Genomic DNA, 25,142 nt, shown 5'->3' with positions numbered 1-25,142 from the left:
CCCATGCCGGTCTGCCCGAGCGGGCACACGTCGCAGTCCACCGACTACTGCGACGTGTGCGGCGACCTCATGGACGGCGCGCGGCGCGCCGAGTTCGCCGAGCCCGCGCCCGCGTCCCCGCCCGTGCCCGCGCCGCCCGCCGAGTCCGCGGCGGCGGAGGAGCCCGCCTGCCCGCACTGCGGGACGCCGCGCTCCGGCCGCTTCTGCGAGGAGGACGGGTACGACTTCGAGACCGGCACCGTCTACACCGTCGAGTTCACCCCGGCGGGCACCGCGCACGCGGTGCCGCTGGTGCCGCAGCAGCGGGAGGGCAGCGCGCCCGTCGCCCCGCACCCGGCGCCGGTGCCGGCGCCCGGCCCGCACGCGCTGGTCATGGCCGACCGCGCCTACTTCGACTCGGTGGTCGCGGAGATGGGACCGGACGGCGGCGGGCTCGCGTTCCCGCCGTACTGCCCGGAGCGCCGCGTCCCGCTGCTCGGCGGCCAGGTCCGGATCGGGCGGCGCAGCGCCTCCCGCGCGCTGCTGCCCGAGATCGACCTCGGCGCGCCGCCGGAGGACCCGGGCGTCTCGCATCTGCACGCCGTCCTGCTCGCGCGGCCGGACGGCGCCTGGAACCTGATCGACCCCGGTTCGACCAACGGCACCACGGTGAACGGCGGAACGGAGCCGATCCCGGTGAACGTGCCGGTTCCGGTCGGTGACGGCGACCGCATCCACGTGGGCGCCTGGACGACCATCACGCTGTCCCTGCAGGAGGGCACGTCATGACGATGAGTCCCGCACCGCCGGCGGCTCCCGCTCCGCGCCCGCCCGCGCCGCCCGCGCAGCCCCCGGACAGGGCGCCCGCCGACCCGGGGCGCGGCGGCCGGCTGAGGACGTTCGTGCGCGGCAGATGGCTCAAGACGATCCCGGGCCGCATCCGCGCGCATGTCGTGCTCTGCGTGGCCGCGCTGGTGGCGCTGCTGGCCGTCCTCACCGTGGCCGTCGGCAACGCGCGCGACTCCGTCGAGACGATCGGGCACGACGCCGGTCCGCAGGTCGTCGCGACCGGCACGCTGTACTTCGCGCTCAGCGACATGGACGCGCAGGTCTCCAGCATCCTGCTGATCGGCCGCGAGCACGGCCTCGGCATCGGCTACGACGAGACCCTGCGCGTGTACGAGAAGCGCCGCGGGGAGGCCGACGCGGCGGCGGTGCAGGCCGCGCAGCTCGCCGGGCGCGACCCGGCGCTGCGGCGGACCGTCCAGGAGGTGCTGGACGGCCTCGGCAAGTACGAGCGGCTCGTCGGCCAGGCCATGCAGCTCGACGCGCAGTCGAACCACGCGCCCGGCGAGACGCCGGCGCAGGTCCTGGACGCCTACCGGCAGGCCACCGACCTGATGAAGCTGCAACTGCTGCCGAAGGCGTACAACATCACGCTCGACACCGGCGCGAACGTCCGGCAGTCGTACGAGACGAAGCGGTCCGCGGTGCTGACCGGGCGCACCTGGGTCGCCCTCACCGGGCTGGTCGCGCTGCTGCTCCTGGTCGCGACGCAGTTGTACCTGGTGCGGACGTTCCGGCGGGTGCTGAACCCGGCGCTGGTGCTGGCGACGCTCGGGACGGTCGTCCTCACCGCGGTCGGGGCGGGCCTGCTCACCGCCCACGCGGGGCACATCAGGACCGCCAAGGAGGACGGCTTCGACTCGATCCTGCAGCTGTCGCGGGCCCGCGCGATCAGCCACAGCGCGTTCGGGGACGAGAGCCGCTACCTCCTCGACCCCGGCCGCGCCGACACCTACGAGCAGACCTACCTCGACAAGTCGCTGTCGGTGATCTACCCCGACCTCGGCGACCGGCCGGTGAACCTGGAGAACTACTACGCGGGCCTGGAGGAGAAGGCCGGCGCGTACCGGCCCGGCCAGGCGTCGCCGTTCCTCGGCTTCTTCGGGGACGAGGCGCGGACGGTGGACAAGGGCCGGGAGGGCGACGCGCTGGCCAGGACGCTCGCGGCGTACCGGACCGTCCAGCGCAACGACGCGCGGATGCGGCAGCTGGCGTCGGCGGGGAACCGGGCGGGCGCGGTCGACCTGCGGATGGGCCGCACGTCCAACGCGATCCGCGACTTCGACGCCTACGACGCGGCGCTGAGCTCGCTGACCGCCGTCCACCAGGACGCCTTCGACAAGGCGATCAGGGACGCCGACGGCGGGCTGCGCGGCTGGAACGCGGTGCCGCCGGTGGCCGCCGTCGTCATCGCCGCACTGATCATCGCGGGGGTCCGTCCCCGGCTGGCCGAGTTCCGCTGACCGAGTTCCGCTGACGAGGAGATCAAGCCATGCGCGCGACCCGTGCCATCGCCGCCCCGGGGGCCGTCCTCGCCGCGGCGGCGCTGCTGTCGGCCTGCGGCCTCGGCGCCGAGGAGGAGCAGTCCATCGCCGACAGGGGCTCCCTCGTCATCGGCGTGAAGGAGGACCAGCCGGCCCTCGGCGTGAAGCGCCCGGACGGGACCTACGAGGGCTTCGACGTCGACGTCGCGACCTACATCGCGGGCAGGCTGGGCGTGCCGAAGAGCCGCCTGACGTTCAGGACGACGAACTCCTCCGTCCGCGAGGACGCGCTCGCCAAGGGCGACGTCGACATGATCGTCGCGACGTACTCGATCACGGCGAAGCGCAAGTCGAAGGTCACCTTCGCGGGCCCGTACTACGTCGCCCACCAGGACACCTTCGTCCGCGCCGACGCCGCCGCGATCAGGGACGTGCGGGACCTCAAGGGCAAGCGGATCTGCGAGGTGAAGGGCTCCAACTCCTGGCGCCGCGTGATCGAGGAGCGCAAGGTGGCCGCGAAGCCGGTCACGGTGGACACCTACGGCGCCTGCATGGACGCGCTCGCCGGCGGGAGGCTCGACGCGGTGTCGACCGACGACCTGATCCTCGCCGGGTTCGCCACCGGCCGCCCCGGACGGATGATCAACGCGCCGTTCACCGACGAGAAGTACGGCGTCGGCCTGAAGAAGGGGGACCTGAAGGGCTGCGAGGAGGTCAACCGTGCGATCACGGACATGTACCAGGACGGCACCGCCCAGCGGCTGCTGAACACGTGGTTCGGCAAGTCGGGGCTCAAGCTGACGACGAGCGTGCCCCAGTTCGAGGGCTGCACCTGACCCGCCGGGGCCGGCCCCGGGCCCTACGGGGTGGTGGAGGGGAAGGCGACGATGGCCTCCCGCAGCGTCTCGTGGATCGGGATGAACTTGTCGATCCCGGTGATGCGGAAGACCCGCTGGACGCGCGGCGGCAGCGCCACCAGCGCGAGGTGCGTGCCGTGCTCGGCGGCGCGGCGGTTGGCGGCGACGATCGCGTTCAGGCCGGTGGAGTCGCAGAACGTGACCTCGCGCATGTCGACGACCATCGGCTCGCCCGACTCGACGACCTCGAAGAGCGCGTCCTCGAAGCGCGCGCGGGACACCACGTCGATGTCGCCCTTCACGCGGACGAGCGTGCAGCGGTCGTCGCGCATCAGGCTGATGTCGAAGTCCATCGTCACCTCACGCCCCACTCCGGCGGTACCCGGCCATCTCAGGTGACTCCTCAGGATTGCGCACCCGTGCCCGCATTCCAAGCAGTTCCCGGGAAAAGGACCAGGTCGCCCGCCCGTGACCCGGACCGTAACGCGGGCCCGGACGCCCGTCTGATCCCCGGTCCCGACTGTACCTGACGATGCGCCCGGGGCATCCGGGTGCCTCCCGGGAGATCCGTTAAACGGGGCAATAACTTACCGAACAGAAACTTACTTGGCGGTAAGAAATGGCCGCGAATCCCGTCCACCCGGCCTTTGACCAGGTCTTGGACCATTCATGGCCCTCTCTGGGGCGGCAAAGGAGGATGCTGACCGGGGCCCGGATCGGTGCAGAGGTTACAGTGGCGGTGGCGAAATTCGGGAGGCTGGGTGTTCTACACGTTCATGACGCGCGTGGTGCGTCCGATCCTCTGGCTGCTTTTCCGTCCGCGGGTGGTGGGCGGCGAGAACGTGCCGAGCTACGGGCCGCTCATCGTCGCGAGCAACCACCTGTCGTTCATCGACAGCTTCATCATCCCCCTGGCGGTCCCGCGCCCGGTCACCTACATCGCCAAGGCGGCCTACTTCGAGGGGGGCGGGCTGAAGAACCGCTTCGTCCGCTGGTTCCTCACCAACCTCGGCCACGTCCCGGTGCGGCGCGGCGCCCGGCGGGCCGCCATGGGCGCCCTGGAGCAGGCCGCCGAGGTCCTCGAGAACGCCGGCGCGTTCGCGATCTACCCCGAGGGCACCCGCTCCCCTGACGGCCGCCTCTACCGCGGCCGGACGGGCATCGGCTGGCTCGCGCTGGAGTCCGGCGCCCGCGTCCTGCCGGTGGCGCTGGAGGGCACCGAGAAGATCCAGCCGATCGGCGCGGCGTTCCCGCGCGTGTTCGGCCCGCGCCCCACCGTGCGGATCGGCCCGCCGATGGACTTCTCCCACTACCGGGACCTGCCGCCCGCCAAGGCCCGCCGCGCCATCACCGACGAGATCGTCGAGACGATCCAGAAGATGTCCGGCCAGGAGTACGCCGCGGAGTACAACGAACGGGCCGAAACGGGCTGACCCGCGTGTCGCCGGGGGTGGTGCGCCCCTTCCGCGCCGTAGTGTCGCCGCCATGGCGCACAGGCTCCTCCCGGTCACGCTCCTGCTGTCGACGGCCGTCGCGGCCACCGCGTGCGGCGGCGACGCCGAGCGCGCCCGCCAGGTGCGCGGCACCGCCCGCGCCGAGGTGGCGGGCATCGGCTACACCTCCGCCCAGCTGGCGCAGGCGCTGCTCCAGCAGCCGTCCGGCTACCGGCGCGCGGGAGAACCCGACTGGGGCGAGTACGGCTCGCTGAAGGCCATCCAGAACGCCTCCAGGCTCCAGCGCGAGGCCGTCCTGGACAAGCCCAGCTGCGGGAAGTCCCGCCCGGGCGGCGACGTGGCCGGCGACGTCCCCGCCGCGCTCGTCTCGTTCACCGGCGGGCGCGGCCTGACCGCGACCGAGACCCTCATGAGCATGCCCGCCGCGGACGCCGAGAAGCAGGTCAACGCCCGCGTCCCTCCCGGCTGCCTGAGGTTCCGCACCCGGGTCGGCACCGCCTGGGCCGCGCACCGGGTGGCCGAGGCGCCCAAGGGCGAGATCGGCGAGGGCTCGCGCACCGTCGGGGTCGCCACCACCGGCGGCGGCGCCCGCACCCGGACCTGGTACGTCGTGTTCCGGGGCCGCCGTTACCTCGCCACGATCACGGTCTACGGGCCCGGCGCCACCCGCGCCGACGCCGAGCGCCTGGCCGGCGAGGCGCTGGCCCAGGCCGGCCGCGTCCTGTCCTGAGCCCCGCGGCTCGCCGTCCCCGCGGCGCAGCGGATAGCGTTCGCCGTACACGGCGCGGAGAGCGGCTCCGGGCGGACCGGGCCAGGGGGTGTCCTTGATCGGCAAAGAGGGCCGGGTGACCGGCCGGATCGGGCCCGGGCTGGTCGGCGAGGTCATGATCGCGGTTCGCGGCGGGGCGGAGGCGTTCTACGCCCATCCCGTCGACCCGCGCGACGAGATCGGCGTCGGCTCGATCGTCGTCGTGGTCGAGTACCACCCGCCCCGCACGGTGTACGTGGCACCCGCGCTGGCCCGCTGATCGTCCCGCGCGGACGTGGCCTGATGCGGACGTGAACATCCGGTTCGGAGACCGAACCGAATCCGCCTCCGCAGCGTCTGATGGGAAACGCGGACGGGTCTGACACTTCGGGCCGGCCGCCCGACCCCCGGAGGAGGAGGCCCGTATGCCCGTGATCGCCGTGGCGATCGGCGTCGTCGTCGCCATCATCGTGCTGATCGTTCTGTTCAAGATGGTGTGGCGGGTCGCCGAGCCGAACGAGGCCCTGATCATCTCCGGGCTCGGCGCGAAGTCCAAGCCGATCGACGGGGTGGACAGCCTCGGATTCAAGATCATCACCGGTAAGGGGACGTCCGTCCTGCCCGGCTTCCAGACGGCGCGCCGGCTGCGGCTCGACAGCCGCGCCGCGAACCTGGAGGTCAACTGCGTGACGCAGCAGGGCATCCCGGTCAAGGTCCGCGGCGTGGTCATCTACAAGGTCGGCGACGACTTCGTGTCGATCGCCAACGCCGCGCGCCGCTTCCTGGAGCAGCAGAACTCGATGGACGGCGCGATCCACGAGCTGTTCACCGGCCACCTGCGCTCGATCATCGGCAACCTCACCGTCGAGGACCTGATCCTCAACCGCGAGCGGCTCACCTCCGAGACCCGCGGCTCGGCCGCCGACGAGATGAGCAAGCTCGGCCTGGTCGTCGACTCCCTGCAGATCCAGGAGATCGACGACGAGACCGGCTACATCACCAACCTCGGCCGCCCGCACGCCGCCAGGGTCGCCGCCGCCGCCCGCATCGCCGAGGCCGAGCGCAACCAGGAGGCCACCGAGCGCGAGCAGGAGACCGAGCGGCAGAACGCGGCGGTCATCCGGGACACCGAGATGAAGAAGGCCGAGTACGAGGGCCAGGTGCAGCAGGCCGCCCAGCAGGCCCGCCAGGAGGTCATCCTCAAGGAGACCCGCAACGCCGAGCTGGAGGCCGAGCGCACCGAGAAGCGGCTGGAGAGCGAGATCCGCAAGCCCGCCGACGCCCGCGCCTACGAGCAGGTCAAGCTGGCCGAGGCCGAGCGCGAGGAGCGCATCTCCTACGCCCAGGCCGCCGCGACCGAGGTCCAGCTGAAGGCGCAGCGCGAGTCCGAGGCCATCCGGCTGATCGGTGAGGCCGAGGCAGACGCGACCCGGCGCCGCGGCCTGGCCGAGGCCGAGGCGATCAAGGCCCGCGCGGAGGCGCTGGCGGAGAACACCGACGCCGTCATCGCCCAGCAGCTCGCCGAGCAGTGGCCGCAGATCGTCGAGGCCGGCGCGGGCGTGTTCGGCAACGTCGACAACATGGTCGTGCTGAACGGCGCCCAGGGCGTCGAGGACATGCTCGCCAAGGCCCTCACGCTCGGCGGCACCGGCCTCGGCGTCGCCCGCCAGCTCCTGGCCGGGATGAACACCCAGAGCGCCCCGGCAGGAGCCAACGGCCACAACGGAGCCCCGGCCGCCACCGTCCCCGTCGAGATCCCCAAGGAGGACTAGGGCCTGGCTCGAAGTGGTCTCGTGCCCCGCGTGCGAACGCGTGAGCTGCCCGGTGGAGCGAAGCCGGAGGCGAGCGGAACCGGGCAGATCGCGAAGCGATGCCGCGTTCGCCCAGGCCCGGTCACGTAGCGAGCCGCCAGGCGAGCGAAGTGGGCCGGGACTGAGAAAACACAGGGCCAGGAAGGCCCGGCCCGCCGGGCCTTCCTGGTCTCGGCGGGGGGCCGGCCCCGCTAAGTTCGTTGCATGTCCGTGCCCCGGCTCGCCGTCTCCGTCGACCTCGTCGTGCTCACCGTCCGGGAGCAGCGCCTGTGCGCCCTGCGGTGGCGGCGCGACCGGGCGCCGTACGAGGGGGCGTGGTCGCTGCCGGGCGGCTTCATCCAGCTCGACGAGGACCTGCCGGTCGCCGCGGCCCGGCTGATGGCCGAGCGGGCGGGGCTCGCGGACGTGCGGATCCACCTGGAGCAGCTCGCCACCTACGGGTACCCGGACCGCGACCCCCGGCAGCGGGTGGTGAGCGTCGCGTACCTGGGGCTGGCGCCCGACCTGCCCGCCTCCAGCCGCGCCCAGGTGCTGTGGACGGCCGTGGACGACCTCCTCCACCACGACCGGGCCGCGTTCGACCACCGGCGGATCCTGGGCGACGGGATGGAGCGGGCGCGGGCGAAGCTGGAGTACACCTCGCTGGCGGCGGCGTTCTGCCCGCCCGAGTTCACGGTCGCGGAGCTGCGGCGCGTCTACGAGATCGTGTGGGGCACCACCCTGGACCCGCGGAACTTCCACCGGAAGGTGACCGGCGCCGACCGGTTCCTCATCCCGACCGACCGGACGACGACCCGGGACGGCGGACGGCCCGCGCGCCTCTACCGCCGGGGCGATGCCGAGCAGCTGAGGCCGCCCATGCTGCGGCCCCGCGGATGAGCTTTTACCTGGGGCGATGTTCCGAGCAGCGCCTGACCGTTGCTAGTTTCACCCCCTATGAACGGTGACTCGCCCGAAGTTCTCGGCCTGCTCGTCCGGGACATCGGAGAGGCGGGCGTCGCGGAGATGTCCGGTTCCCCGGGCCTCGCGGCGGCCGTCGACCAGCACGTGGCCAGCCTCCGCGACGAGCTCGGCGCGCCCGGCGAACCGCCCGGCGCGGACGAGCTGATGGGGTACCTGCACGGGTTCGCGGAGGACGCGTTCAACCGGGGATGGTGGCCGCGGGACACCCAGGACTGGGAGTTCGTCCGGATCGTGGCCGTTTGCTGGATGATGAGGAACGCTGCGTAGGCTGGGGCCCATCACCCCTGTGCAATCTGGAGGACAACGGTGTCCGAGGCAACCACACCCCGCTTCCGCTCCGTCCTCGACCGCTTCGTGGCCTACCGGCCCGGCAAGGTCGTGGTGTCGCCCGAGGGCCGCTCGTTCAAGCTGTCGTCCAACGAGTCGCCGCACGGGCCGCTGCCCTCGGTCGTGGAGGCGATCGGTGAGGCGGCGCGCAACATCAACCGCTACCCGGACAACAACGCGACCTCGCTGACCGAGGCGATCGCGTCGTTCTGCGGCGTCCCCGCCGACCACGTCGCGGTGGGCTGCGGTTCCGTCGGGATGACCCAGATGCTGCTGGAGGCCGTCGCCGAGCCGGGCGCCGAGGTCGTCTACGCGTGGCGGTCGTTCGAGGCGTACCCGCTGCTGGTGTCGCTGTCGGGCGCGACGAGCGTCCAGGTGCCGCTGCGGGACGAGACCCACGACCTGCGCGCGATGGCGGACGCCATCACCGAGAACACGCGGGTGGTCTTCGTCTGCAACCCGAACAACCCCACCGGCACCGCCGTCGGCCGCGCGGAGATCGAGGCGTTCCTGGACCGCGTCCCCGCGGACTGCCTGGTCGTCCTGGACGAGGCGTACCGCGAGTACGTCCGCGACGGCGACGTCCCCGACGGCCTCACCCTCTACGGCGACCGCCCGAACCTGGCGATCCTGCGCACGTTCTCCAAGGCCTACGGCCTCGCGGGCCTGCGCATCGGCTATCTCGTCGCGCACCCGCTCGTCGCCGGTTCGATCCGCAAGACGTTCCTGCCGTTCAGCGTGAACTCCGTTGCGCAGGCCGCCGGCGTCGCGTCCCTGGCCGCCACCGACGAGCTGATGGAGCGCGTCGAGGGCACGGTGAAGGAGCGCGACCGCGTCCGCGCCGCCCTCCTCGCCGACGGCTGGACGGTCCCGCCCACCGAGGCCAACTTCGTGTGGCTGCGCCTGGGCGACCGCACGATGGAGTTCTCCGCCGCCTGCGACGCCCAGGGCGTGAGCGTCCGCCCCTTCGACGGCGAGGGCGCCCGCGTCTCCATAGGCTCCCCCGAGGAGAACGACGCCTTCCTGACCGTCGCCAAGACCTTCAACCGGTAGCCGCCCGCCCGCCCCAGCCCTCTCCCGGTCCCGCGACCGTCCTCGACGTTGCGATCGCGTCCGAAGGCAGATTCGAGCGAAGCAAGAATCTGATCGCGCAGCGAGCCGCCAAGGCGAGTCGAAGCGATGCCAGCGATCGCCCGCGGTGCCCGACGATGGAGGGCCGCCAAGGCCCGAAGGAGGAGGGCACTGCCATCAACTCGTCTTCGCCGCGGGCCCTAGTTTCTCGACGATCAGGCGGTAGAGCTGGCGGGGGCGGCCCGGCTGGGGGGTGCGGTTCGGGGGGAGCGGCCAGGCGAGGCCCTCCTCGACCAGCGTGCGCAGGAGGCGGCGGGCCGTGCGGGGCGTGACGCCGAGCATCTTGCCGGCGTTCTCCGCGTCCACGATGAGGGGCTGCTCCTGGTCGCCGAGCTTGTCGGCGAGCCGGGCCAGGATCTCCAGGCCCTTCGGTTTGGCCTGCGGCTGGGCGCGCGGCGGCGTGCGCGGCGCGGGGACGAGCGCGCGGCCGTCGCGGTCCAGCGCGAAGCCCTGCGCCCGCTGGGAGCTCTGGGAGCGTGCCAGGGCGGCGCGGGCGTGGTTCTCCGCCTCGTGGGCCGTGCGGCCCATGCCGATGCCGACCTCGATGGCCAGGCCGAGCTCCTCGCGGACGCGTTCGACGAACGGCGGCGTCCGGAAGCCCTCGGTGGACGCGGTGACCGAGCCGCGCGTGGCGATGACGAGGTAGCTGTGGTCGTCGACGGGCCACACCGAGGCGTTCATCCGGTGCGCCTCCTGGAGGAGCACCCGGTGCAGGGCCAGCTTCAGCTCGTCGCGCCAGTAGCGCGGGGTGACGCGGCGCGGGGTCTCGCGGAGGGTCGGGACGTCGACCAGCACGACGACGAGCTGCGACTCCTCCAGGCGGTGGTGGGCGCCGAGGAGCGCGGCGGTCTGCAGGGAGCTGCGGATCGCGGCGCCGGTCGGCCGGACGCGGATGGTCGGGACGCCCGCCATCTCCATGCGCTCGGCGGTGGCGTGCACGCAGGTCATCGCGACGGTGGTGGCGCCGCGTCGCCAGAGCCGCTCGTGGAACGCGGCGAGCGTGCCGGGGCCCGCGGCCTCCTCGCGCAGGTGCACCTGCTCGGTGCCGAGGCTGATCTCGGAGTAGGCCTCCTCGACCTCGGCGCGGCCGAGCACGTCGATGCTCACCCTGGCCGGGTCGAAGCGCTCGTCGAGGGACGCCCGCAGCAGCGCGCCCTGCAGGGCGGCGCCGTTCAGCGGCACGTACGTGGCGGGCATCGTCAGGACGCCGGCCTTGCGCGCGAAGTCGTAGGGGACCGGGCTGGCGAACAGGCACACGTCAACGCCCGAGCCGAGGCGCACGACCTTGTCGGCCGCCTCCTGCTCGTCGCGGTACGCGGCGGCCACCAGCCTGCTCGGTACGGGGGTCGGGCCATGGCCCATGAGCATGACCCGTTCGACGAGGTCATGGGGGCCCACGACCCCGATCGTGAGGTCGGGGGTGACGGACCCCGTTCTCGCCGCCGTCATCGGTGATCGCTCGCTTCCCATCCGGCCTCTCGGCGGGGGCGCCGCCCCGGCCATCTGATCGCGCACGTTCCGCCCAACGGTTGACTCATGGCTTGACGCCCCTGCCTTCTGACCCAGCACCCGCAGTTCCCGTGCGATTCGACTTCCGGTCGACCCGCCTCCGGAAAGCGGAGGTGGGCCTTCTTGCCCGAGCTCCCATCCGCTTCGGCGAAGCGGAGGAGATCTCCTTCTAGCTGGCAGATCGGGTCAGGGCTACATGATGTGACACCCAGACGCGAAATCGAATCAAGAGTGCGGCGAAAAAGTAACCTACGCGACCCCCTGGTCAGTAATTTGTCACCAATCGGCCAGCCTTGATCCTGCATCTTCGGATGTCCGAAGTTGAAAAACAAGACCCGAAATCACGGCGGGGGTCCCTTCCTGACGCTCCTACGTACTGGAGGGACCCCTGCGGCGTCCGTTTGGTTTACGCGAGGGCCGAAATCCGGCGACCCGATCTCACCTGCTCCGGAAAGACGAGTGATCCGTCCAGACCGCGCGGCCGGGGGTCGCCGGTGATTTTTTACCGCGTTACGGTCCGGTCGATTCGGACCGTTCCACGCATGACTTCGCAGGTCAGAGAGTCAAGCTTCGCGTGGTAAGGAAGGTCCGTCCGAGCCGTGCGTAACCAGGCGGTAACGCACGGCTCAACGGATTTGCCGCCGGCCGTTACTCGGTCCGTCAGGGATCAACCAGGAGTTGGTCAGGCCTAAGGCCACATTCGGCCGATCGGCGCACGGCGACCCGGGACGGGCGGCGCCGCGGGATCTAGCCGACTTCCCGGACGATCTCGGCGCCGAGTTGGGAGAGGCGCTCGGCCGTGTGCGCGTGCCCGCGGTCGAGGTAGTAGGCGGAGGTGATGGTGGTCTCGCCCTCGGCGGCGAGGCCGGCCAGCACCAGCGCGCTGCCGCAGCGCAGGTCGTGCGCCTCGACCTCGGCGCCGCGCAGGCCGCGCGGGCCGTTGACCTTCGCGCGGTTGCCGTCCACCTCGATGTCGGCGCCCATCTTCGCCAGCTCCCCGGCCAGCTTGAACCGGCCGTCGAAGATCCGCTCGTAGATGTAGGACGGGCCCTCGGCCAGGCAGGACACCGCCATGATCGGCGACTGCAGGTCGGTGGCGAAGCCCGGGTACTCGTCGGTGATGACGTTGATCGGGCGGAGCGTGCGGTCGCGGCGCACCTGCAGGACGGCGCCCTGCTGGTGGAACTCCACGCCCATCTGCTCCAGCTTGTCGGCCGCGACGCCGAGGTGCTCCAGCGAGGCGCCGACGAGGCTGAGGTCGCCGCCGGTGATCGCGGCGGCCATCACGAACACGCCGGCGTCGATCCGGTCGGGCATCACAGTGTGCTCGACGGCGGTCAGCTCGTCGACGCCCTCGACCGTGATGAACCCGGTGCCGCCGCCGCTGATCCGGGCGCCCATCGCCTGGAGGATGGCGATGTTGTCCAGCACCTCCGGCTCCAGCGCCGCGTTCTTGATCAGCGTGGTGCCGTGCGCCAGCGCCGCCGCCATGATCAGGTTCTCGGTGCCGGTGTGCGAGGGGGTGTCGCAGTAGAGCGTGCCGCCGCGCAGGTCGCCGGCCTTGATGTGGATGATGCCGTCGCCGTTGTCGGCCACGTGCTCGGTGACCGTGGCGCCCATCCGCTTGAAGCCGTTGTAGTGGAAGTCCAGGTTGCGGCTGCCGAGGTTGCAGCCGCCGACGCCCTCGATGACCGCCTCGCCGAGGCGGTGCAGCAGCGCCGGGACGAACAGGAACGAGCCGCGGAACCGGGACGCGATCTCGGCGGGCAGCACGGGGCTGCTCAGCGTCGAGGCGTCGATCACCAGCGTGCGCTCGGTCTCGTGCAGCTCGGCCTTGGCGCCGATGGCCCGGGCCAGCTCCACCGCCCGCCGCACGTCCTCGATGATCGGGACGTTGCGCAGCACGGTGCGTCCCCGGGAGGCCATCAGCGAGGCGCCGATCATCGGCAGGACGGCGTTCTTCGCCCCCTGGATGAAGACCGTGCCGTGCAGCTGCCGGCCGCCGCGCATGCGGTAGCGAACCTCGTGGCCCATGCTCATGCCGCCTAACTTCCTCTCGGGTGCGGTTGCGTGTGCGATCCAGTTGGGAGCACGAGGGCCGAGCGTGCCTGACGGTGTCCCCCCGCTGCCGACGCGACCCCAGTAAACCATCGGGCCGGAGGTGTGGCGTCCGGCCCGGGCCCCGCGGGCGTCAGTCTGCTCGTTGAGACTTCCGGAACACGCCAAAGGTTCGCGTTCCCTGGGAAAATTCCCAGGGGGAGCCTAGGGGCGGCGGGCCCCCGCCGCCGGGGTTTTGAAGATCATCAGGGGGTGCGGGCCTCGACGACCTCCACCGGATCCCCCACCCTGAGCGTGCCGAGGACGCGCGGGACGCAGTTCTGGCCGAACTGGATGCCGCGGTCGCGGGTGCGGTAGGAGGCGAGCGTCCGCAGCGGCTCGCGGCCGCGCTCGGCGGTCCGCTGGTCGGTGGTGGTGATGACGCAGCGGGTGCAGGGCTTGACCATCTCGATGACGGCCTCGCCGACGCGCAGCAGGCGCACCTCGTCCTCGCCGTAGGGGCCGAGGCCCTCGACGACGAGGGACGGGCGGAACCGGTTCATCGGGAGCGGCTCGTCCAGCCGCGCGTTGAGGTCGGCGAGGGACTCGGCGGAGATGACCAGCAGCGGGTAGCCGTCGGCGAACATGACCTCGCCGCCGCCCCGGGCCGTGGGGCGCGCGCCGGTGAAGCGCACGAGGCGGCAGCCGGCGCCGAGCAGGTCGCCGAACCAGGCCGCCGCCTCGTCGCCCTGGTCGACGCCCCGGCACTGCGACCGCTGGACCGAGACCTCCCGCACCTCGCCCTCGTCCGTGGCCTTGTGGACGAGCCGCGGGGCGCCGGGGGCGTCCACCGTGAGGACCGTCCCGTCGTAGGACGGGCGCATCAGCGCCATCCGGGCGTGGTCGCGCTGGGACAGGAAGCGGCCTTCGGGGGTGACCAGCATGAACTCGCGGTCGAACGGCAGGCCGCGCTCGGTCAGCTCGGCGCCGCGCAGCGCGGTCCCGCCGCCGCTCTTGAGCGGGTAGGCGTTCAGCTCGGTCAGGGTCCCCTGCACGGCCCCTCCTACCTGAGAGCGGTCAGGCGGTCGAACATCGGGCCGAGGCGCTCCACGAAGCGCTCGGGGCGGCACACCTCGTCCAGGCGCTTCTCGTCCAGCGTGAGGCCCGCCTCCGCCGCGTGCACGCGCAGCGTCTCGCGGAACGGCGTGCCGGTCTCCCAGGTCTGCATGGCGGCCTTCTGGACGAGCGGGTACGCCTCGTCGTCGCGCGACATGCCCGCCTCGACCAGCTCCAGCAGGACGGTCGAGGTGTAGATGAGCCCGCCGGTCGACTCCAGGTTCTCCCGCATCCGCGCCTCGTCGACGACGAGTCCGGACATGAGGCGGTTCGTCAGGTTCAGCATGTAGTCGAGGGCGATGGAGGCGTCCGGCAGCGCGATCCGCTCTGTGGAGGAGTGCGAGATGTCGCGCTCGTGCCACAGCGGGATGCCCTCCAGCACCGGGACGACCTGGGCCCGCACGATCCGCGCCATCCCCGCCAGCCGCTCGGAGATGATCGGGTTCTTCTTGTGCGGCATCGCCGAGGAGCCCTTCTGGCCCTTGCCGAACGGCTCCCACAGCTCCCGGACCTCGGTGCGCTGCCCGTGCCGCACCTCCAGCGCGACCGCCTCGCACACCGTCGCCATGATCGCCAGGGACGACGTCCACTCGCTGATCCCGTCCCGCAGGACGACCTGCGTCGACACGTCCGCGGCCTTCAGACCGAGCTTGCGCGCGACGTGCAGTTCGATCGCCGGGTCGATGTTGGAGTACGTCCCGACCGCGCCCGAGATCGCCATCACGCCCACGGCCTCGCGGGCGCGCCGCAGCCGGTCGCGGGACCGGGCCATGGCGAACGCGAAGTCGGCGACGCGGTGGCCCCACACGTCCGGCTCGCCGTGGATGCCGTGCGTGCGCCCGACCCGCAGCGTCGCCTGGTGCGCCAGCGCGTGGTCGCGCAGCGTCGCCACGAGCGCGTCCGCCTTCTCCAGCAGGATGTCGGTGGCCTCGACCAGCTGCAGCGCGAGCGCCGTGTCGAGCAGGTCCGACGACGTCATGCCGAAGTGGACGTACCGGGCGGCCTCCCGGGGCTCGGTGTTGTCGGCCCACGCCGACAGGAAGGCGATCACGTCGTGCTGCGTCACCGCCTCGATGGCGTGCACGGCGTCCGGCGTCGGCGGCGGCGCCTTGCGCACCGGCTCCACCACCTCCGGCGGGATCGTGCCGGCCTCGGCGTGGGCCTCGACGACGAGGACCTCCACCTGGCACCACAGCTCGTACTTGTGCGCGTCGCTCCAGACGCGGCCCATCTCCGGAAGGGTGTAGCGCTCAATCACCCGACGATTGTCCCAGGCCGGGAACCGGCGCGTCCGGCCGGGTCGCCGCGTGTTCGAGCGCCAGCGCGGCGGCGATCACCAGGACCAGCGCGGCGATCTCGGCGGCGGCCACCCAGAGGCCGAGCGGGGTGACCGCGAGTGCGGCGGCGGCGGCGCCGAGCCGGATGCGGGACGGCCCGATGCGGACGGTCCGGCGGAACGCCACGTCGCCCGCCAGGTAGAGCGCGACGCCGCCGGCCAGCGCGAGCGCGGGACCGGTGTGCAGGCCGTCCCAGGCGTGCCCGACGGCCTGCCCCATGCCGGCCGCCGCGACGATGATCCCGACGACCAGCGGGATGTGGGCGTAGAAGTAGCCGAACATCGTCATCTGCGTGCGGCGCACGTCGTCGGCGGCGGTCAGCGACTCCTCGGCGCGCTCGTCGTCCCTGGCGAAGTAGCTCCACCAGACGGCGGCGGCGAGCGCCAGCCCGAGCAGCACGGCGACGACGAGGCCCGGGTCCAGGTGCGCGTGCTCGGCGCCCGCCCCGACCGCGATCACCGACTCGCCGATCGTGATCATGACGAGCAGCCCGTGCCGCTCGACGATGTGCGCGGGCTGGATGGTGAACAGCCCGCCCGGCGAGACGATGTACGGCTGGACGATCGGGACGACGAGCGCGAGCGTCCACAGCACGTACACGGCCGGTCCGTGGTCGAGGACCCCCGCGATGATGATCAGGACGGCCGCGAGCAGGTTGGCCGGCAGGACGCGCAGGATGTTCGGATTGCCCTGCGCGTACAGCGTCACATGGGCGAGCACCAGCACCAGGTACCCGAAGCCCCAGAGCACGCCGCCGCCCTTGAACGCCGTCGGGGTGGCCAGGGCCACCATGAAGAACCCGCCCATCCCGACCAGGAGCATCAGGCGCCGCCCCGCCGTCGTGGGCGTGAGGGTGTTGGTCAGCCAGGCGTAGCCGCCGTACATCCACCACAGGACGCCGAACATCAGCACGACCTGGACCAGGCCCAGCGCGTTCAGTTCCTTGACCAGCACGTGGCTGAGCTGGGTCACCGCGAACACGAACACCAGGTCGAAGAAGAGCTCCAGCGTCGTGACGCGGTAGACCTCTCCGCCCGCCGGCACGGAAGGGGATGCCATGCCTGACCCGCCTTGTATCGATGTAATCAGGTAATCATGGCACGGAGATCGCCTTCAGCGCGATGTCGGTCCGGTGGTGGGAGCCGCGCAGGCCGATCCTGGACACGGCCTCGTAGGCGGCGGCGCGGGCCGCGGCGAGGTCGGGCCCGGTGCCGACGACGTTGAGGACCCGCCCGCCGCTCGCGACGGGCTGCCCCTCGCCGCCGAGCGCGGTCCCCGCGTGCAGGACGTAGGCGCCCTCGACCGCGCCGGCCTCCTCCAGGCCGGTGATCTCGTCGCCCTTCGCCGGGGCGGCCGGATAGCCCTCGGCGGCCACGACCACCGTGACGGCCGCGCCCGGCCGCCATTCGAGGCGCAGGTCCGGGTCGAGCCCGCCGATCGCGCAGGCCTGGAGCAGCGTGGCGACCGGGGTGTCCAGGCGGTCCAGCACCACCTGGGTCTCGGGGTCGCCGAACCGCGCGTTGAACTCCACCACTCGCACGCCCCTGGACGTCAGCGCGAGCCCGGCGTACAGGACACCGACGTACGGGGTCTCACGTCGGCGCAGCTCGTCCACGGTGGGCTGGACGACCGTGGCCATGACCTCGTCCACCAGTTCGGGCGGCGCCCACGGCAGCGGCGTGTAGGCGCCCATTCCGCCGGTGTTCGGGCCCTCGTCGCCGTCGTAGGCGCGCTTGAAGTCCTGCGCCGGCAGCAGCGCGACCGCGTGCTGCCCGTCGCACAGCGCGAACAGGGAGACCTCGGGACCGTCCAGGTACTCCTCGACCACGACGCGGTCGCACGCGTCGGCGTGCCGCAGCGCCTCCTCGCGGCTCTCGGTGACGACCACGCCCTTCCCGGCCGCGAGCCCGTCGTCCTTCACCACGTACGGCGGGCCGAAGGCGTCGAGGGCCTCCTCGGCCTGCCCGCTCGACTCGCACACCCGCGAGTCGGCGGTCGGCACCCCCGCCGCGGCCATGACCTCCTTGGCGAACGCCTTGGACGCCTCGATCTTCGCGGCGGCCCGGTCAGGCCCGAAGCAGGGGATGCCGGCCTTGCGCAGGGCGTCGCCGACCCCGGCCACGAGCACGGCCTCCGGGCCGATGACGACCAGGCTCACCCGGAGCCGCGCGGCCAGTTCCACCACCGCCGTGCGGTTCGTCGGATCGAGCTGGTGGTTGTCCGCGATCTCTGCCGTGCCCGGATTGCCCGGGGCGCAGTGGAGGGCGGTGACGGCAGGGTCACGGTGCAGGGCGCGGGCGAGCGCATGCTCGCGGCCACCCGATCCAAGGACGAGTACTCGCACGTCGCGAGCTTACTGGTCCCCCGCCGCCCGCAGGGCGCGCATAACCCTTGCGCGAAGGGGCATGCAGCGGGGTGAGGCCGCCATCACACCGGGGATGTGTGAACCTCACCGATACGGGCGGCGTCCTACATATCGGCTGGTAGGCTGCCACGGGCTTGACCGCCCGGCGTCGAGGTGCCCGAAAGGAGGTGGTCGGGATGAGTCCTGGTGATACTTGCAGTTCGCCGGAGAACCCTCACAGTCCGAGCAGGACTGTTCCACCGTCCGCCTCCATCTGGCGCCCGGCCGACGCCCTCGCGCGCTCCCTTCGCTGACCAGCCTGGGTTGAGCGCGCACTGCGTGCGTGGCCGGCGGGTTAGGAGCACCTCCCATGGCCATGACACGAGTCCGCCCCAGCCGCGCGCTGTTCAAGACGCGCGGCCGCCCCAGCGGCGTGCAGGCTGCGAACCGCGATTCCGCCGTCATCGACTGGGCCGCCTACATCGACGGCCACCGCGTCTGCACCGCCACGGTCGCCGACGCCGTCCGCCTCGTCCGTGACGGCCGGCTCGTCCCCGAAGGCGACAGCGCCGGCTTCGTCTGGGTCGGCCTCCACGAGCCGTCCGCCGGCGAACTCTCCGACCTCGCCGAGGTCTTCGGCCTGCACCCCCTCGCCGTCGAGGACGCCATCCACGCCCACCAGCGCCCCAAGCTCGAACGCTACGACGACGTCCACTTCGTCGTCATGAAGACCGTCGGCTACGTCTCCAGCGGCCCCGGCGGCGCCGAAGTCGTCGAAACCGGCGAGATCATGCTGTTCTGCGGCCCCGACTTCGTCGTCACCGTCCGGCACGGCGCCCACGGCGCCCTCGGCCCCGTCCGCCGCGACCTCGAAAAGGACCCCGCCCGCCTCGCCCACGGCCCCGCCGCCGTCCTGCACGCCGTCACCGACCGCGTCGTGGACGGCTACGTCGGCGTCGCCGACGCCGTCATGGAGGACATCGACGAGGTCGAAGAGGCCGTCTTCTCCCCCGAGCGCACCGACGAGTCCCGCCGCATCTACCGTCTCAAGCGCGAAGTCATCCAGCTCAAGCGCGCCGTCGGCCCCCTCGCCGGCCCCCTGCGCAACCTCACCGGACGCCGCTTCGTCCCCGCCGAGATCAAGGAATACCTCCGCGACGTCGAAGACCACCTCACCCGCGTCCGCGAGCAGGTCGAGTCCTACGACGAACTCCTCAACCCCATCCTCCAGGCGCACATGACCCAGGTCACCGTCGCCGACAACAAGGACATGCGCAAGATCTCCGCCTGGGGCGCCATCTTCATGGTCCCCACCGCCATCGCCGGCGTCTACGGCATGAACTTCGACCACATGCCCGAAACCCGCTGGCAGTACGGCTACCCCATGATCCTCAGCGTCATCTCCCTCGCCTGCTTCGCCCTCTACAGAGGCTTCCGCCGCAACGGCTGGTTGTAGTTTTTTGCATTTCTCTCCTCCTTCGGGCCTTGAAGGCCCTCCATCGTCGAGTACTGCGGGCGATCGCTGGCATCGCTCCGGCTCGCCTGGCGGCTCGCTGCGCGATCAGGTTCTCGCTTCGCTTGAACCTGCCTTCGGACGCGATCGCGGCGTGTTTATTGCAGTGCTCTCCTCCTTCGGGCCCTGGGGGCCCTCCATCGTCGAGTACTGCGGGCGATCGCTGGCATCGCTCCGGCTCGCCTGGCGGCTCGCTGCGCGATCAGGTTCTCGCAAGCTCGAACCTGCCTTCGGACGCGATCGCGGCCCTTGAGGTTGTTGCGGGGTTGCGGCGGTGGCTGGGCGTCGTGCGTCAGACGGCGGGGGTTCGTGCTTGGAGGGTCTGGAGAACATCCGGGTAGTCGGTGACTATCGCGTCTACGCCCTGGGTCATGAAGCGGGTCATGTCCTCGGGGGTGTTGACCGTCCAGACGATGACCGGGAGGGCCGCTGAGTGGGCCTGGTCTATCAGGGCTTGGGTGGTGATCTCGTGTTCGGGGGAGACGGCCGTGGCGCCCAGGGCGAGGGCCGCGGCCACCGGGTCGGTCGGGGAGTGGCCTGCGAGCCAGGCGGTCTCCGGGGTCAGGGTCTTGCGTTCCATCAGGGCGACGCGGCCCAGGTCCGGGTAGTGGCGGCGGGCCTCGGTCAGGACGCGCCAGTCGAAGGCCAGGAGCTGGGAGCGCTCGGTGCAGCCGAAGGCCTTCATGACGGCCGCCACGGAAGCCGTCAGGAGCTCCACCTCTTCGTCGGTCCAGGACGGGTCCGTCTTGAGTTCGACGGAGAGCCTGACGCCGGTGGGGGCCAGTAGGGCGCACGCCTCCGCGAGCGTGGGGATGCGGGTGCCGGGCATCGGGGCGGACTCGCAGCTGAGGCCCGCGTCGAGCGTCCGCAACTGGGCGAGTGACAGTTCGCGGACGGGCCTGCCGAGATAAGGGTAGGCGGGGTCGCCCGGCCAGGCGGGGCCCGTGTCGGCGAGGACGGCCGGGGAGAGCACCTGGTCGTGGCCGAGGACGACCACGCCGTCCGAGGACAGGCCCACGTCCAGCTCGATCACGTCGACGCCGAGGTCGAGTGCGTGGGTGAAGCCGGGCAGGGTGTTCTCCGGACGGAGGCCGCGCGCCCCCCGATGCCCGTGCACCTCGACGGAAGAGATCACCGACCGCACGCTACCGCCCGTCACCGAACGCCCGGTGGAGAACGGGTGAGCGCAAGGGAAACGCCAGGTCAGACCAGGGGCCTCAGAGAAAGGGTCTGGTCGCGGCCGGGGCCTACGCCGATCGCGGAGATCTGGGCGCCGGACATCTTCTCCAGGGCCCGGACGTAGGCCTGCGCGTTGGCGGGCAGGTCCTCGAACTTCTTGGCGGCGGTGATGTCCTCCTGCCAGCCGTCCAGGTATTCGAGGACGGGCTTGGCGTGGTGGAACTCGGTCTGCGTCGTGGGCAGCTCGTCCACCCGGACGCCGTCGACCTCGTAGGCGACGCACACCGGGACCCGCTCCAGGCCGGACAGGACGTCCAGCTTCGTCAGGAAGTAGTCGGTGATGCCGTTGACGCGGGTGGCGTAGCGGGCGATCACGGCGTCGAACCAGCCGCAGCGGCGGTCGCGGCCCGTGGTCACGCCGTACTCGCCGCCGGTGGTGCGCAGGTACTCGCCCTGCTCGTCCAGCAGTTCGGTGGGGAACGGCCCGGACCCGACGCGGGTCGTGTAGGCCTTGAGGATGCCGATCACACGGGTGATCTTGGTGGGGCCGACGCCGGAGCCCGCGCAGGCACCGCCGGCCGTGGGGCTGGACGAGGTCACGAACGGGTACGTGCCGTGGTCGATGTCGAGCAGCGTGCCCTGCGCGCCCTCCAGGAGGACGACCTTGCCGTCGTCCAGCGCCTTGTTGAGGACGAGCGTGGTGTCGGCGACGAACGGCCTGAGGCGCTCGCCGTAGGCCAGGTACTCCTGGACGATCGGCCCGGTCTCGATGCGGCGGCGGTTGTAGACCTTCGTCAGGACCTGGTTCTTCTCGCGCAGGGCCAGGTCGAGCTTCTGCGTGAGGATGTTCGGGTCGAACAGGTCCTGGACGCGGATGCCCATCCGGTTGATCTTGTCGGCGTAGGTGGGGCCGATGCCGCGGCCGGTGGTGCCGATCCGGGCCTTGCCGAGGTAGCGCTCGGTGACCTTGTCGAGGGCGCGGTGGTGCGGCATGATCAGGTGCGCGTTCGCCGAGATCAGGAGCCGCTCGCAGCCGATGCCGCGGTCCCGCAGGCCGTCGATCTCCTGCAGCAGCACGGCCGGGTCGATCACCACGCCGTTGCCGATGACGGGGACGACGTCGGGCGACAGCACTCCGGACGGCAGCAGGTGCAGCGCGTAGCTCTTGTCGCCGATGACCACCGTGTGGCCCGCGTTGTTGCCGCCCTGGTATCGGACGACATAGTCGACGTCCCCACCGAGCAGGTCTGTCGCCTTGCCCTTGCCCTCATCTCCCCACTGGGCACCGACAAGAACGATGGCAGGCATGCCGTTCTTCCTTCCCACGACGAAGGCCCCGGTCGCCGCAAGCGCGAAGGGGCCTCTTGCGATCAAAGCGTACCCGCAGGCGGGCGACAAAGAAACCGGAGGCCGCTTCCCGGCCGTCACCTGCCCCGGCGCGGCCAGTAGTTCTCGGCGAACAGCTTCGCGACCAGCTCGCCGCGGCTCGACACGCGCGTCTTGGCGAACACGGCCTTGACGTGGTCGCGGACGGTGTGGGGGGGAGATGACCAGCTCGGCGGCGATGCCGCCGGTGGTCAGCCCGCGCGCGATCAGCTGGGTGATCTCCAGTTCGCGCGCGGACAGGCCGTACGCCTGCGCGATGACCGGCGCCATGTCGGAGCCGGCGGCCGGCTGGACGACCACGGCGGTGGGGCCGGGCGCGCCGGGGACCCCGTCCATGCAGGAGGCGTGGACGACGAGCCACTGGCCGTCGCGGGTGCGGATCCGGATGCGGGCCGCTCCGCGGTCGCGGCCGGCGGCGACGGCGCGGGCCTGCGCGGCGGTCCCGGCGAGCCAGACCGGCAGGGGCGGGCCCAGCGGCGACGGGACGGACGGGCCGTCCGGGAGGCGGGAGAGGAGGTGGCGCGCCTCGTCGTTGATCGAGAAGGGCGTGCCGGCCGGGTCGAACAGGATGAGCCCCGGGTCCTGGCCCGCGGCCGGGCCCGGCGGCCGGACGGGCCGGGCCAGTTCGCGGAGGCGGTCGGCGAGGGGCGCGGAGAGGCCCGCGACGAGGGCGACCTCCGAGGGGCCGAACGGCTCCCGGTCCTTCTCGCGGAACAGGCTGACGACGCCCCAGGGCCGGCCACCGGTCCGCAGGACGGCGCGGAGCTCGTCCCCGATCCCCTGGCGGCCGAGCAGCCTGCGGTACTGCGCGCTGCGGGCGGGCAGTCCGTCGGTGCTCGCCACGAGCCCGGCGGCCGGGACGGTGGCGCGGGCCAGGTCGCGGTAGGGCAGCACGGTCTCCTCCAGGAGCGCGCACTCCCAGTAGGCGAAGCACTGCTCGCCGCGCCCGAGGTTCTCGACCAGCATCGGGGCGGTGATCAATCCGGTCTCCGGGTCGGTGGCCGACCACGCGGCGGCCTGGAAGCCGAGCAGCCGTCCGAGCCGCGACGAGGCGCCCGCGAACAGGCCGGACGCGTCCGGTGCGCGTGCGGCCCCGTCGAGGAGGGCCCGCCGTTCCCGCTGGTCGATCACCGTTCCAGTCTGCCCGCCGTGCGCGGCGGGCGTACCCCCTCAGATGGGGGATCGCGGCCGGGGACGATCCCTCGCCCGCGGGGGATGGGGCGGGCGCGGCCGGGCGGCGAGGCTCGGCGGCATGGACATCGCGATCATCGGGGCGGGTGCGGCGGCCGTCGCGCTGCTGGACGCCCTCGACCCCTCGGACATCCGGTCCGTCACCGTCTTCGACCCTGCGACGCCGCCGTGGCACGGCCGTCCCTACCAGCCGGACCTGGACTCCGTGCTCGTCAACGCCCCGCCGGAGATCATGTCGATCCGGTGGGGGGACCGGGAGCATTACGCGCGCTGGCTGGACGGGGACGCGCCCGCCGGGACCCACCTCGACGAGCGGCTCGGCCGCCCGATCCCGCCGCGCGCCGTGTACGGGCGGTACCTGGTGGACACGGCGGAGGCCGCGCTCGCCCGGTTCGCCCGGACGGAGGTCGTCGACGCGGCCGTGACAGGAGTGTCCCTCGCAGACCGCCCAACCGTGCGAACGGCGGACGGACGCCGGTACACCGCCGACCGCGTCGTCCTGTGCGTCGGCGGGGGCGCTCCCCGCGACGGCTACGGGCTGGCGGGCGCGCCCGGCTTCGTCGCCGACCCGTATCCACTGCGGCGGACCCTCGCGGACGTCCCGCCCCGAAGTGATGTGGCGGTCATCGGGACGGGCCTGACCGCGGTCGACATCGTGGCGTCACTGGCCGCGCGCGGGCACACCGGCAGGATCAGCATGGTGTCGCGGAGCGGGACGCTCCCGTTCGTCTGGCAGCGTCCCGTTCCGACCGGCCTCCGGTATCTGGCGCCCGACCGCCTGCGGTCCCTGGAGGGGCCGATCGGGCTGGCGGAGTTCACCGACCTGATCCGCAGGGAGCTGGCAGATCACGGCGAGAGCTGGGACGCCCTCGCGGCCTGGATCGCTTCGGCATGGGAACGGGGCCCTGAGGCGAGCCTGCGCGAGCAGCTCGCCCTGGTGGACGCGCCGCAGCTCGGCCGCCGGATCGTTCAGGAGGCCGCGCACACCGCCGGTCCGATCGCGTGGCGGCTGCTGCGGGCACGTGACCGGGAGCGGCTCCGCGGCCGCCACTTCCGGACGATCACGAGCGTGGCCTCGCCGATGGTGCCCCGCAACGCCGCGCTGCTGCTGGAGCTGTTCGAGGCGGGGGCGCTGGAGGTGCTGCCCGGGATCGAGAAGATCGAGGCGGGGTCCGGATTCGAGATCACGCACGCGGCGGGCGTCCGCGCCGCCGACATCGTGATCAACGCGGTCAACCCGCCGCCGCACGCGGTCCCCCGGGCGGCCGAGCCGCTCGTCTCGTCCCTGCTGGCCGAGGGCGCGGTGCTGGACCCGGACGGCGGCCTCGCCGTCGACCCCGGCACGGGACGGGTCCTCGCCGGAGGTCGTCCCGATCGTCGACTGCACGTGGCCGGCGACCTCGCCGGCGGAGGCCCGTTCCTGGTGTCGGGCATCCCCGGCGTCGCCGCCCAGGCGTCCCGGGCGGCGCGCTCGATCGGTGGCGTCAGGAGCCGTTGAGGGCGTCGGCGGCCTCGGCGCTGCTGTCGCGGAGGAACGTCTTGCAGCGCTCGGCCTCGGACTCCTCGCCGATGGCGGCGGCGGCCCGGGCGAGGGCGTGGAGGGCGCGCAGGAAGCCGCGGTTCGGCTCGTGCTCCCAGGGGATGGGGCCGTGGCCCTTCCAGCCCGCCCGGCGCAGCTGGTCCAGCCCGCGGTGGTAGCCGGTGCGGGCGAACGCGTAGGAGTCGATGACGCTGCCCTTGGCGAAGGAGCGGTCGGCCAGCTCGGCCCACGCGCCCGGGTGGTCCGGGTGGCGCGCGGCGACCTCGAACGGGTCGACGCCCTCCTCCAGGGCCGTCCGGGCCTCGACGTTGTCCGGAAGTTCGGTCGGAGCGGGGCCGCCGAGCAGGTTCTGGGTCATGCCGGTCATGGTAAGCGGGCGCCCCCGTCCGG

General features: G+C 72.3%; 22 protein-coding genes. 12 read left to right on the top strand and 10 right to left on the bottom strand.

The genetic code is table 11. The features are described from left to right. Positions 1-3: 3 nt before the first annotated feature. From BJY14_RS19750 to BJY14_RS19740, 3 genes are read left to right on the top strand one after another with little or no spacing between them, the layout of a single operon-like run. Positions 4-768 carry an FHA domain-containing protein gene (locus BJY14_RS19750; RefSeq protein ID WP_179844972.1) on the top strand — a complete coding sequence of 255 codons (765 nt, stop codon included), beginning with the start codon at positions 4-6 and terminating at the stop codon, positions 766-768. After that, the gene (locus BJY14_RS19745; protein WP_246395992.1) at positions 765-2,288 is read left to right on the top strand and encodes a GlnX family signal transduction membrane protein; all 1,524 of its coding nucleotides are present in this window, start codon (positions 765-767) and stop codon (positions 2,286-2,288) included. Before BJY14_RS19750 ends, BJY14_RS19745 begins: the two co-directional genes overlap by 4 nt. A gap of 29 nt (positions 2,289-2,317) precedes the next feature. Then, positions 2,318-3,145, top strand: a complete 828-nt coding sequence (locus BJY14_RS19740) for a glutamate ABC transporter substrate-binding protein (RefSeq protein ID WP_179844971.1) — start codon at positions 2,318-2,320, stop codon at positions 3,143-3,145. A gap of 23 nt (positions 3,146-3,168) precedes the next feature. On the opposite strand, the gene BJY14_RS19735 is transcribed toward BJY14_RS19740, so the two are convergent. Continuing rightward, complete coding sequence (locus BJY14_RS19735) at positions 3,169-3,519, bottom strand: STAS domain-containing protein (RefSeq protein WP_179844970.1); 351 nt, start codon at positions 3,517-3,519, stop codon at positions 3,169-3,171. Positions 3,520-3,927: 408 nt separating this feature from the next. On the opposite strand from BJY14_RS19735, the gene BJY14_RS19730 reads away from it, so the two are divergent. From BJY14_RS19730 to hisC, 7 genes are all read left to right on the top strand, one after another. Continuing rightward, positions 3,928-4,599, top strand: a complete 672-nt coding sequence (locus BJY14_RS19730) for a lysophospholipid acyltransferase family protein (RefSeq protein WP_179844969.1) — start codon at positions 3,928-3,930, stop codon at positions 4,597-4,599. A gap of 52 nt (positions 4,600-4,651) precedes the next feature. Beyond that, positions 4,652-5,350: a hypothetical protein gene (locus BJY14_RS19725; protein ID WP_179844968.1), complete on the top strand. Its 699-nt coding sequence runs from the start codon at positions 4,652-4,654 to the stop codon at positions 5,348-5,350. A gap of 94 nt (positions 5,351-5,444) precedes the next feature. Continuing rightward, positions 5,445-5,648, top strand: coding sequence for an NfeD C-terminal domain-containing protein (locus BJY14_RS19720; protein ID WP_179844967.1), 204 nt, complete (start codon positions 5,445-5,447; stop codon positions 5,646-5,648). A gap of 145 nt (positions 5,649-5,793) precedes the next feature. Next, on the top strand, positions 5,794-7,140 hold the full coding sequence (locus tag BJY14_RS19715) for an SPFH domain-containing protein (protein WP_179844966.1): 1,347 nt from the start codon (positions 5,794-5,796) through the stop codon (positions 7,138-7,140). Between the two features lie 243 nt (positions 7,141-7,383). Then, entirely contained in the window at positions 7,384-8,058 is a 675-nt protein-coding gene (locus BJY14_RS19710; RefSeq protein WP_179844965.1) for an NUDIX hydrolase, read from the top strand. 57 nt (positions 8,059-8,115) lie between these two features. Continuing rightward, positions 8,116-8,409, top strand: a complete 294-nt coding sequence (locus BJY14_RS19705; RefSeq protein WP_179844964.1) for a DUF6401 family natural product biosynthesis protein — start codon at positions 8,116-8,118, stop codon at positions 8,407-8,409. Between the two features lie 39 nt (positions 8,410-8,448). Next, entirely contained in the window at positions 8,449-9,522 is a 1,074-nt protein-coding gene (gene hisC / locus BJY14_RS19700) for a histidinol-phosphate transaminase (RefSeq protein WP_179844963.1), read from the top strand. A 195-nt stretch (positions 9,523-9,717) separates the two neighbouring features. Here hisC and BJY14_RS19695 read toward each other — a convergent pair whose 3' ends face one another. The 6 genes from BJY14_RS19695 to purD form a co-directional block, all read right to left on the bottom strand. Beyond that, entirely contained in the window at positions 9,718-11,049 is a 1,332-nt protein-coding gene (locus BJY14_RS19695; RefSeq protein WP_141579421.1) for a transcriptional regulator, read from the bottom strand. A gap of 807 nt (positions 11,050-11,856) precedes the next feature. Then, on the bottom strand, positions 11,857-13,143 hold the full coding sequence (gene murA / locus BJY14_RS19690) for a UDP-N-acetylglucosamine 1-carboxyvinyltransferase (RefSeq protein ID WP_179838279.1): 1,287 nt from the start codon (positions 13,141-13,143) through the stop codon (positions 11,857-11,859). A gap of 269 nt (positions 13,144-13,412) precedes the next feature. Next, positions 13,413-14,201 (bottom strand): MOSC domain-containing protein, encoded by a 789-nt coding sequence (locus BJY14_RS19685; protein WP_179844962.1) that lies wholly within the window; start codon positions 14,199-14,201, stop codon positions 13,413-13,415. Between the two features lie 8 nt (positions 14,202-14,209). Continuing rightward, entirely contained in the window at positions 14,210-15,520 is a 1,311-nt protein-coding gene (purB, locus tag BJY14_RS19680) for an adenylosuccinate lyase (RefSeq protein ID WP_179844961.1), read from the bottom strand. Continuing rightward, on the bottom strand, positions 15,513-16,658 hold the full coding sequence (locus BJY14_RS19675; protein ID WP_179844960.1) for a low temperature requirement protein A: 1,146 nt from the start codon (positions 16,656-16,658) through the stop codon (positions 15,513-15,515). The genes purB and BJY14_RS19675 overlap by 8 nt, the downstream gene beginning before the upstream one ends. 34 nt (positions 16,659-16,692) lie before the next feature. Next, positions 16,693-17,943, bottom strand: coding sequence for a phosphoribosylamine--glycine ligase (gene purD / locus BJY14_RS19670; RefSeq protein WP_179844959.1), 1,251 nt, complete (start codon positions 17,941-17,943; stop codon positions 16,693-16,695). 370 nt (positions 17,944-18,313) lie between these two features. On the opposite strand from purD, the gene BJY14_RS19665 reads away from it, so the two are divergent. Beyond that, positions 18,314-19,399 (top strand): magnesium and cobalt transport protein CorA, encoded by a 1,086-nt coding sequence (locus tag BJY14_RS19665; RefSeq protein WP_179844958.1) that lies wholly within the window; start codon positions 18,314-18,316, stop codon positions 19,397-19,399. 349 nt (positions 19,400-19,748) lie between these two features. Here BJY14_RS19665 and BJY14_RS19660 read toward each other — a convergent pair whose 3' ends face one another. Together BJY14_RS19660 and BJY14_RS19655 are read right to left on the bottom strand one after the other, a co-directional pair. Next, positions 19,749-20,591 carry a glycerophosphodiester phosphodiesterase family protein gene (locus BJY14_RS19660; protein ID WP_312879315.1) on the bottom strand — a complete coding sequence of 281 codons (843 nt, stop codon included), beginning with the start codon at positions 20,589-20,591 and terminating at the stop codon, positions 19,749-19,751. Positions 20,592-20,659: 68 nt separating this feature from the next. Then, positions 20,660-21,943, bottom strand: coding sequence for an adenylosuccinate synthase (locus BJY14_RS19655; protein WP_179844957.1), 1,284 nt, complete (start codon positions 21,941-21,943; stop codon positions 20,660-20,662). Positions 21,944-23,273: 1,330 nt separating this feature from the next. Between BJY14_RS19655 and BJY14_RS19645 the strand changes: the two genes are divergently transcribed. Next, on the top strand, positions 23,274-24,710 hold the full coding sequence (locus BJY14_RS19645) for an FAD/NAD(P)-binding protein (protein ID WP_179844956.1): 1,437 nt from the start codon (positions 23,274-23,276) through the stop codon (positions 24,708-24,710). Here the strand turns inward: BJY14_RS19645 and BJY14_RS19640 are convergent. Further along, the gene (locus tag BJY14_RS19640; RefSeq protein ID WP_179831713.1) at positions 24,697-25,119 is read right to left on the bottom strand and encodes a DUF3151 domain-containing protein; all 423 of its coding nucleotides are present in this window, start codon (positions 25,117-25,119) and stop codon (positions 24,697-24,699) included. The two genes, BJY14_RS19645 and BJY14_RS19640, sit on opposite strands and share 14 nt — an antisense overlap. Positions 25,120-25,142 lie beyond the last annotated feature (23 nt).

Origin of the sequence: Actinomadura luteofluorescens, assembly GCF_013409365.1 — a bacterium.
In the GTDB taxonomy this organism is placed as follows: domain Bacteria; phylum Actinomycetota; class Actinomycetes; order Streptosporangiales; family Streptosporangiaceae; genus Spirillospora; species Spirillospora luteofluorescens.
This window is presented reverse-complemented; position numbering and strand designations above follow the sequence as displayed.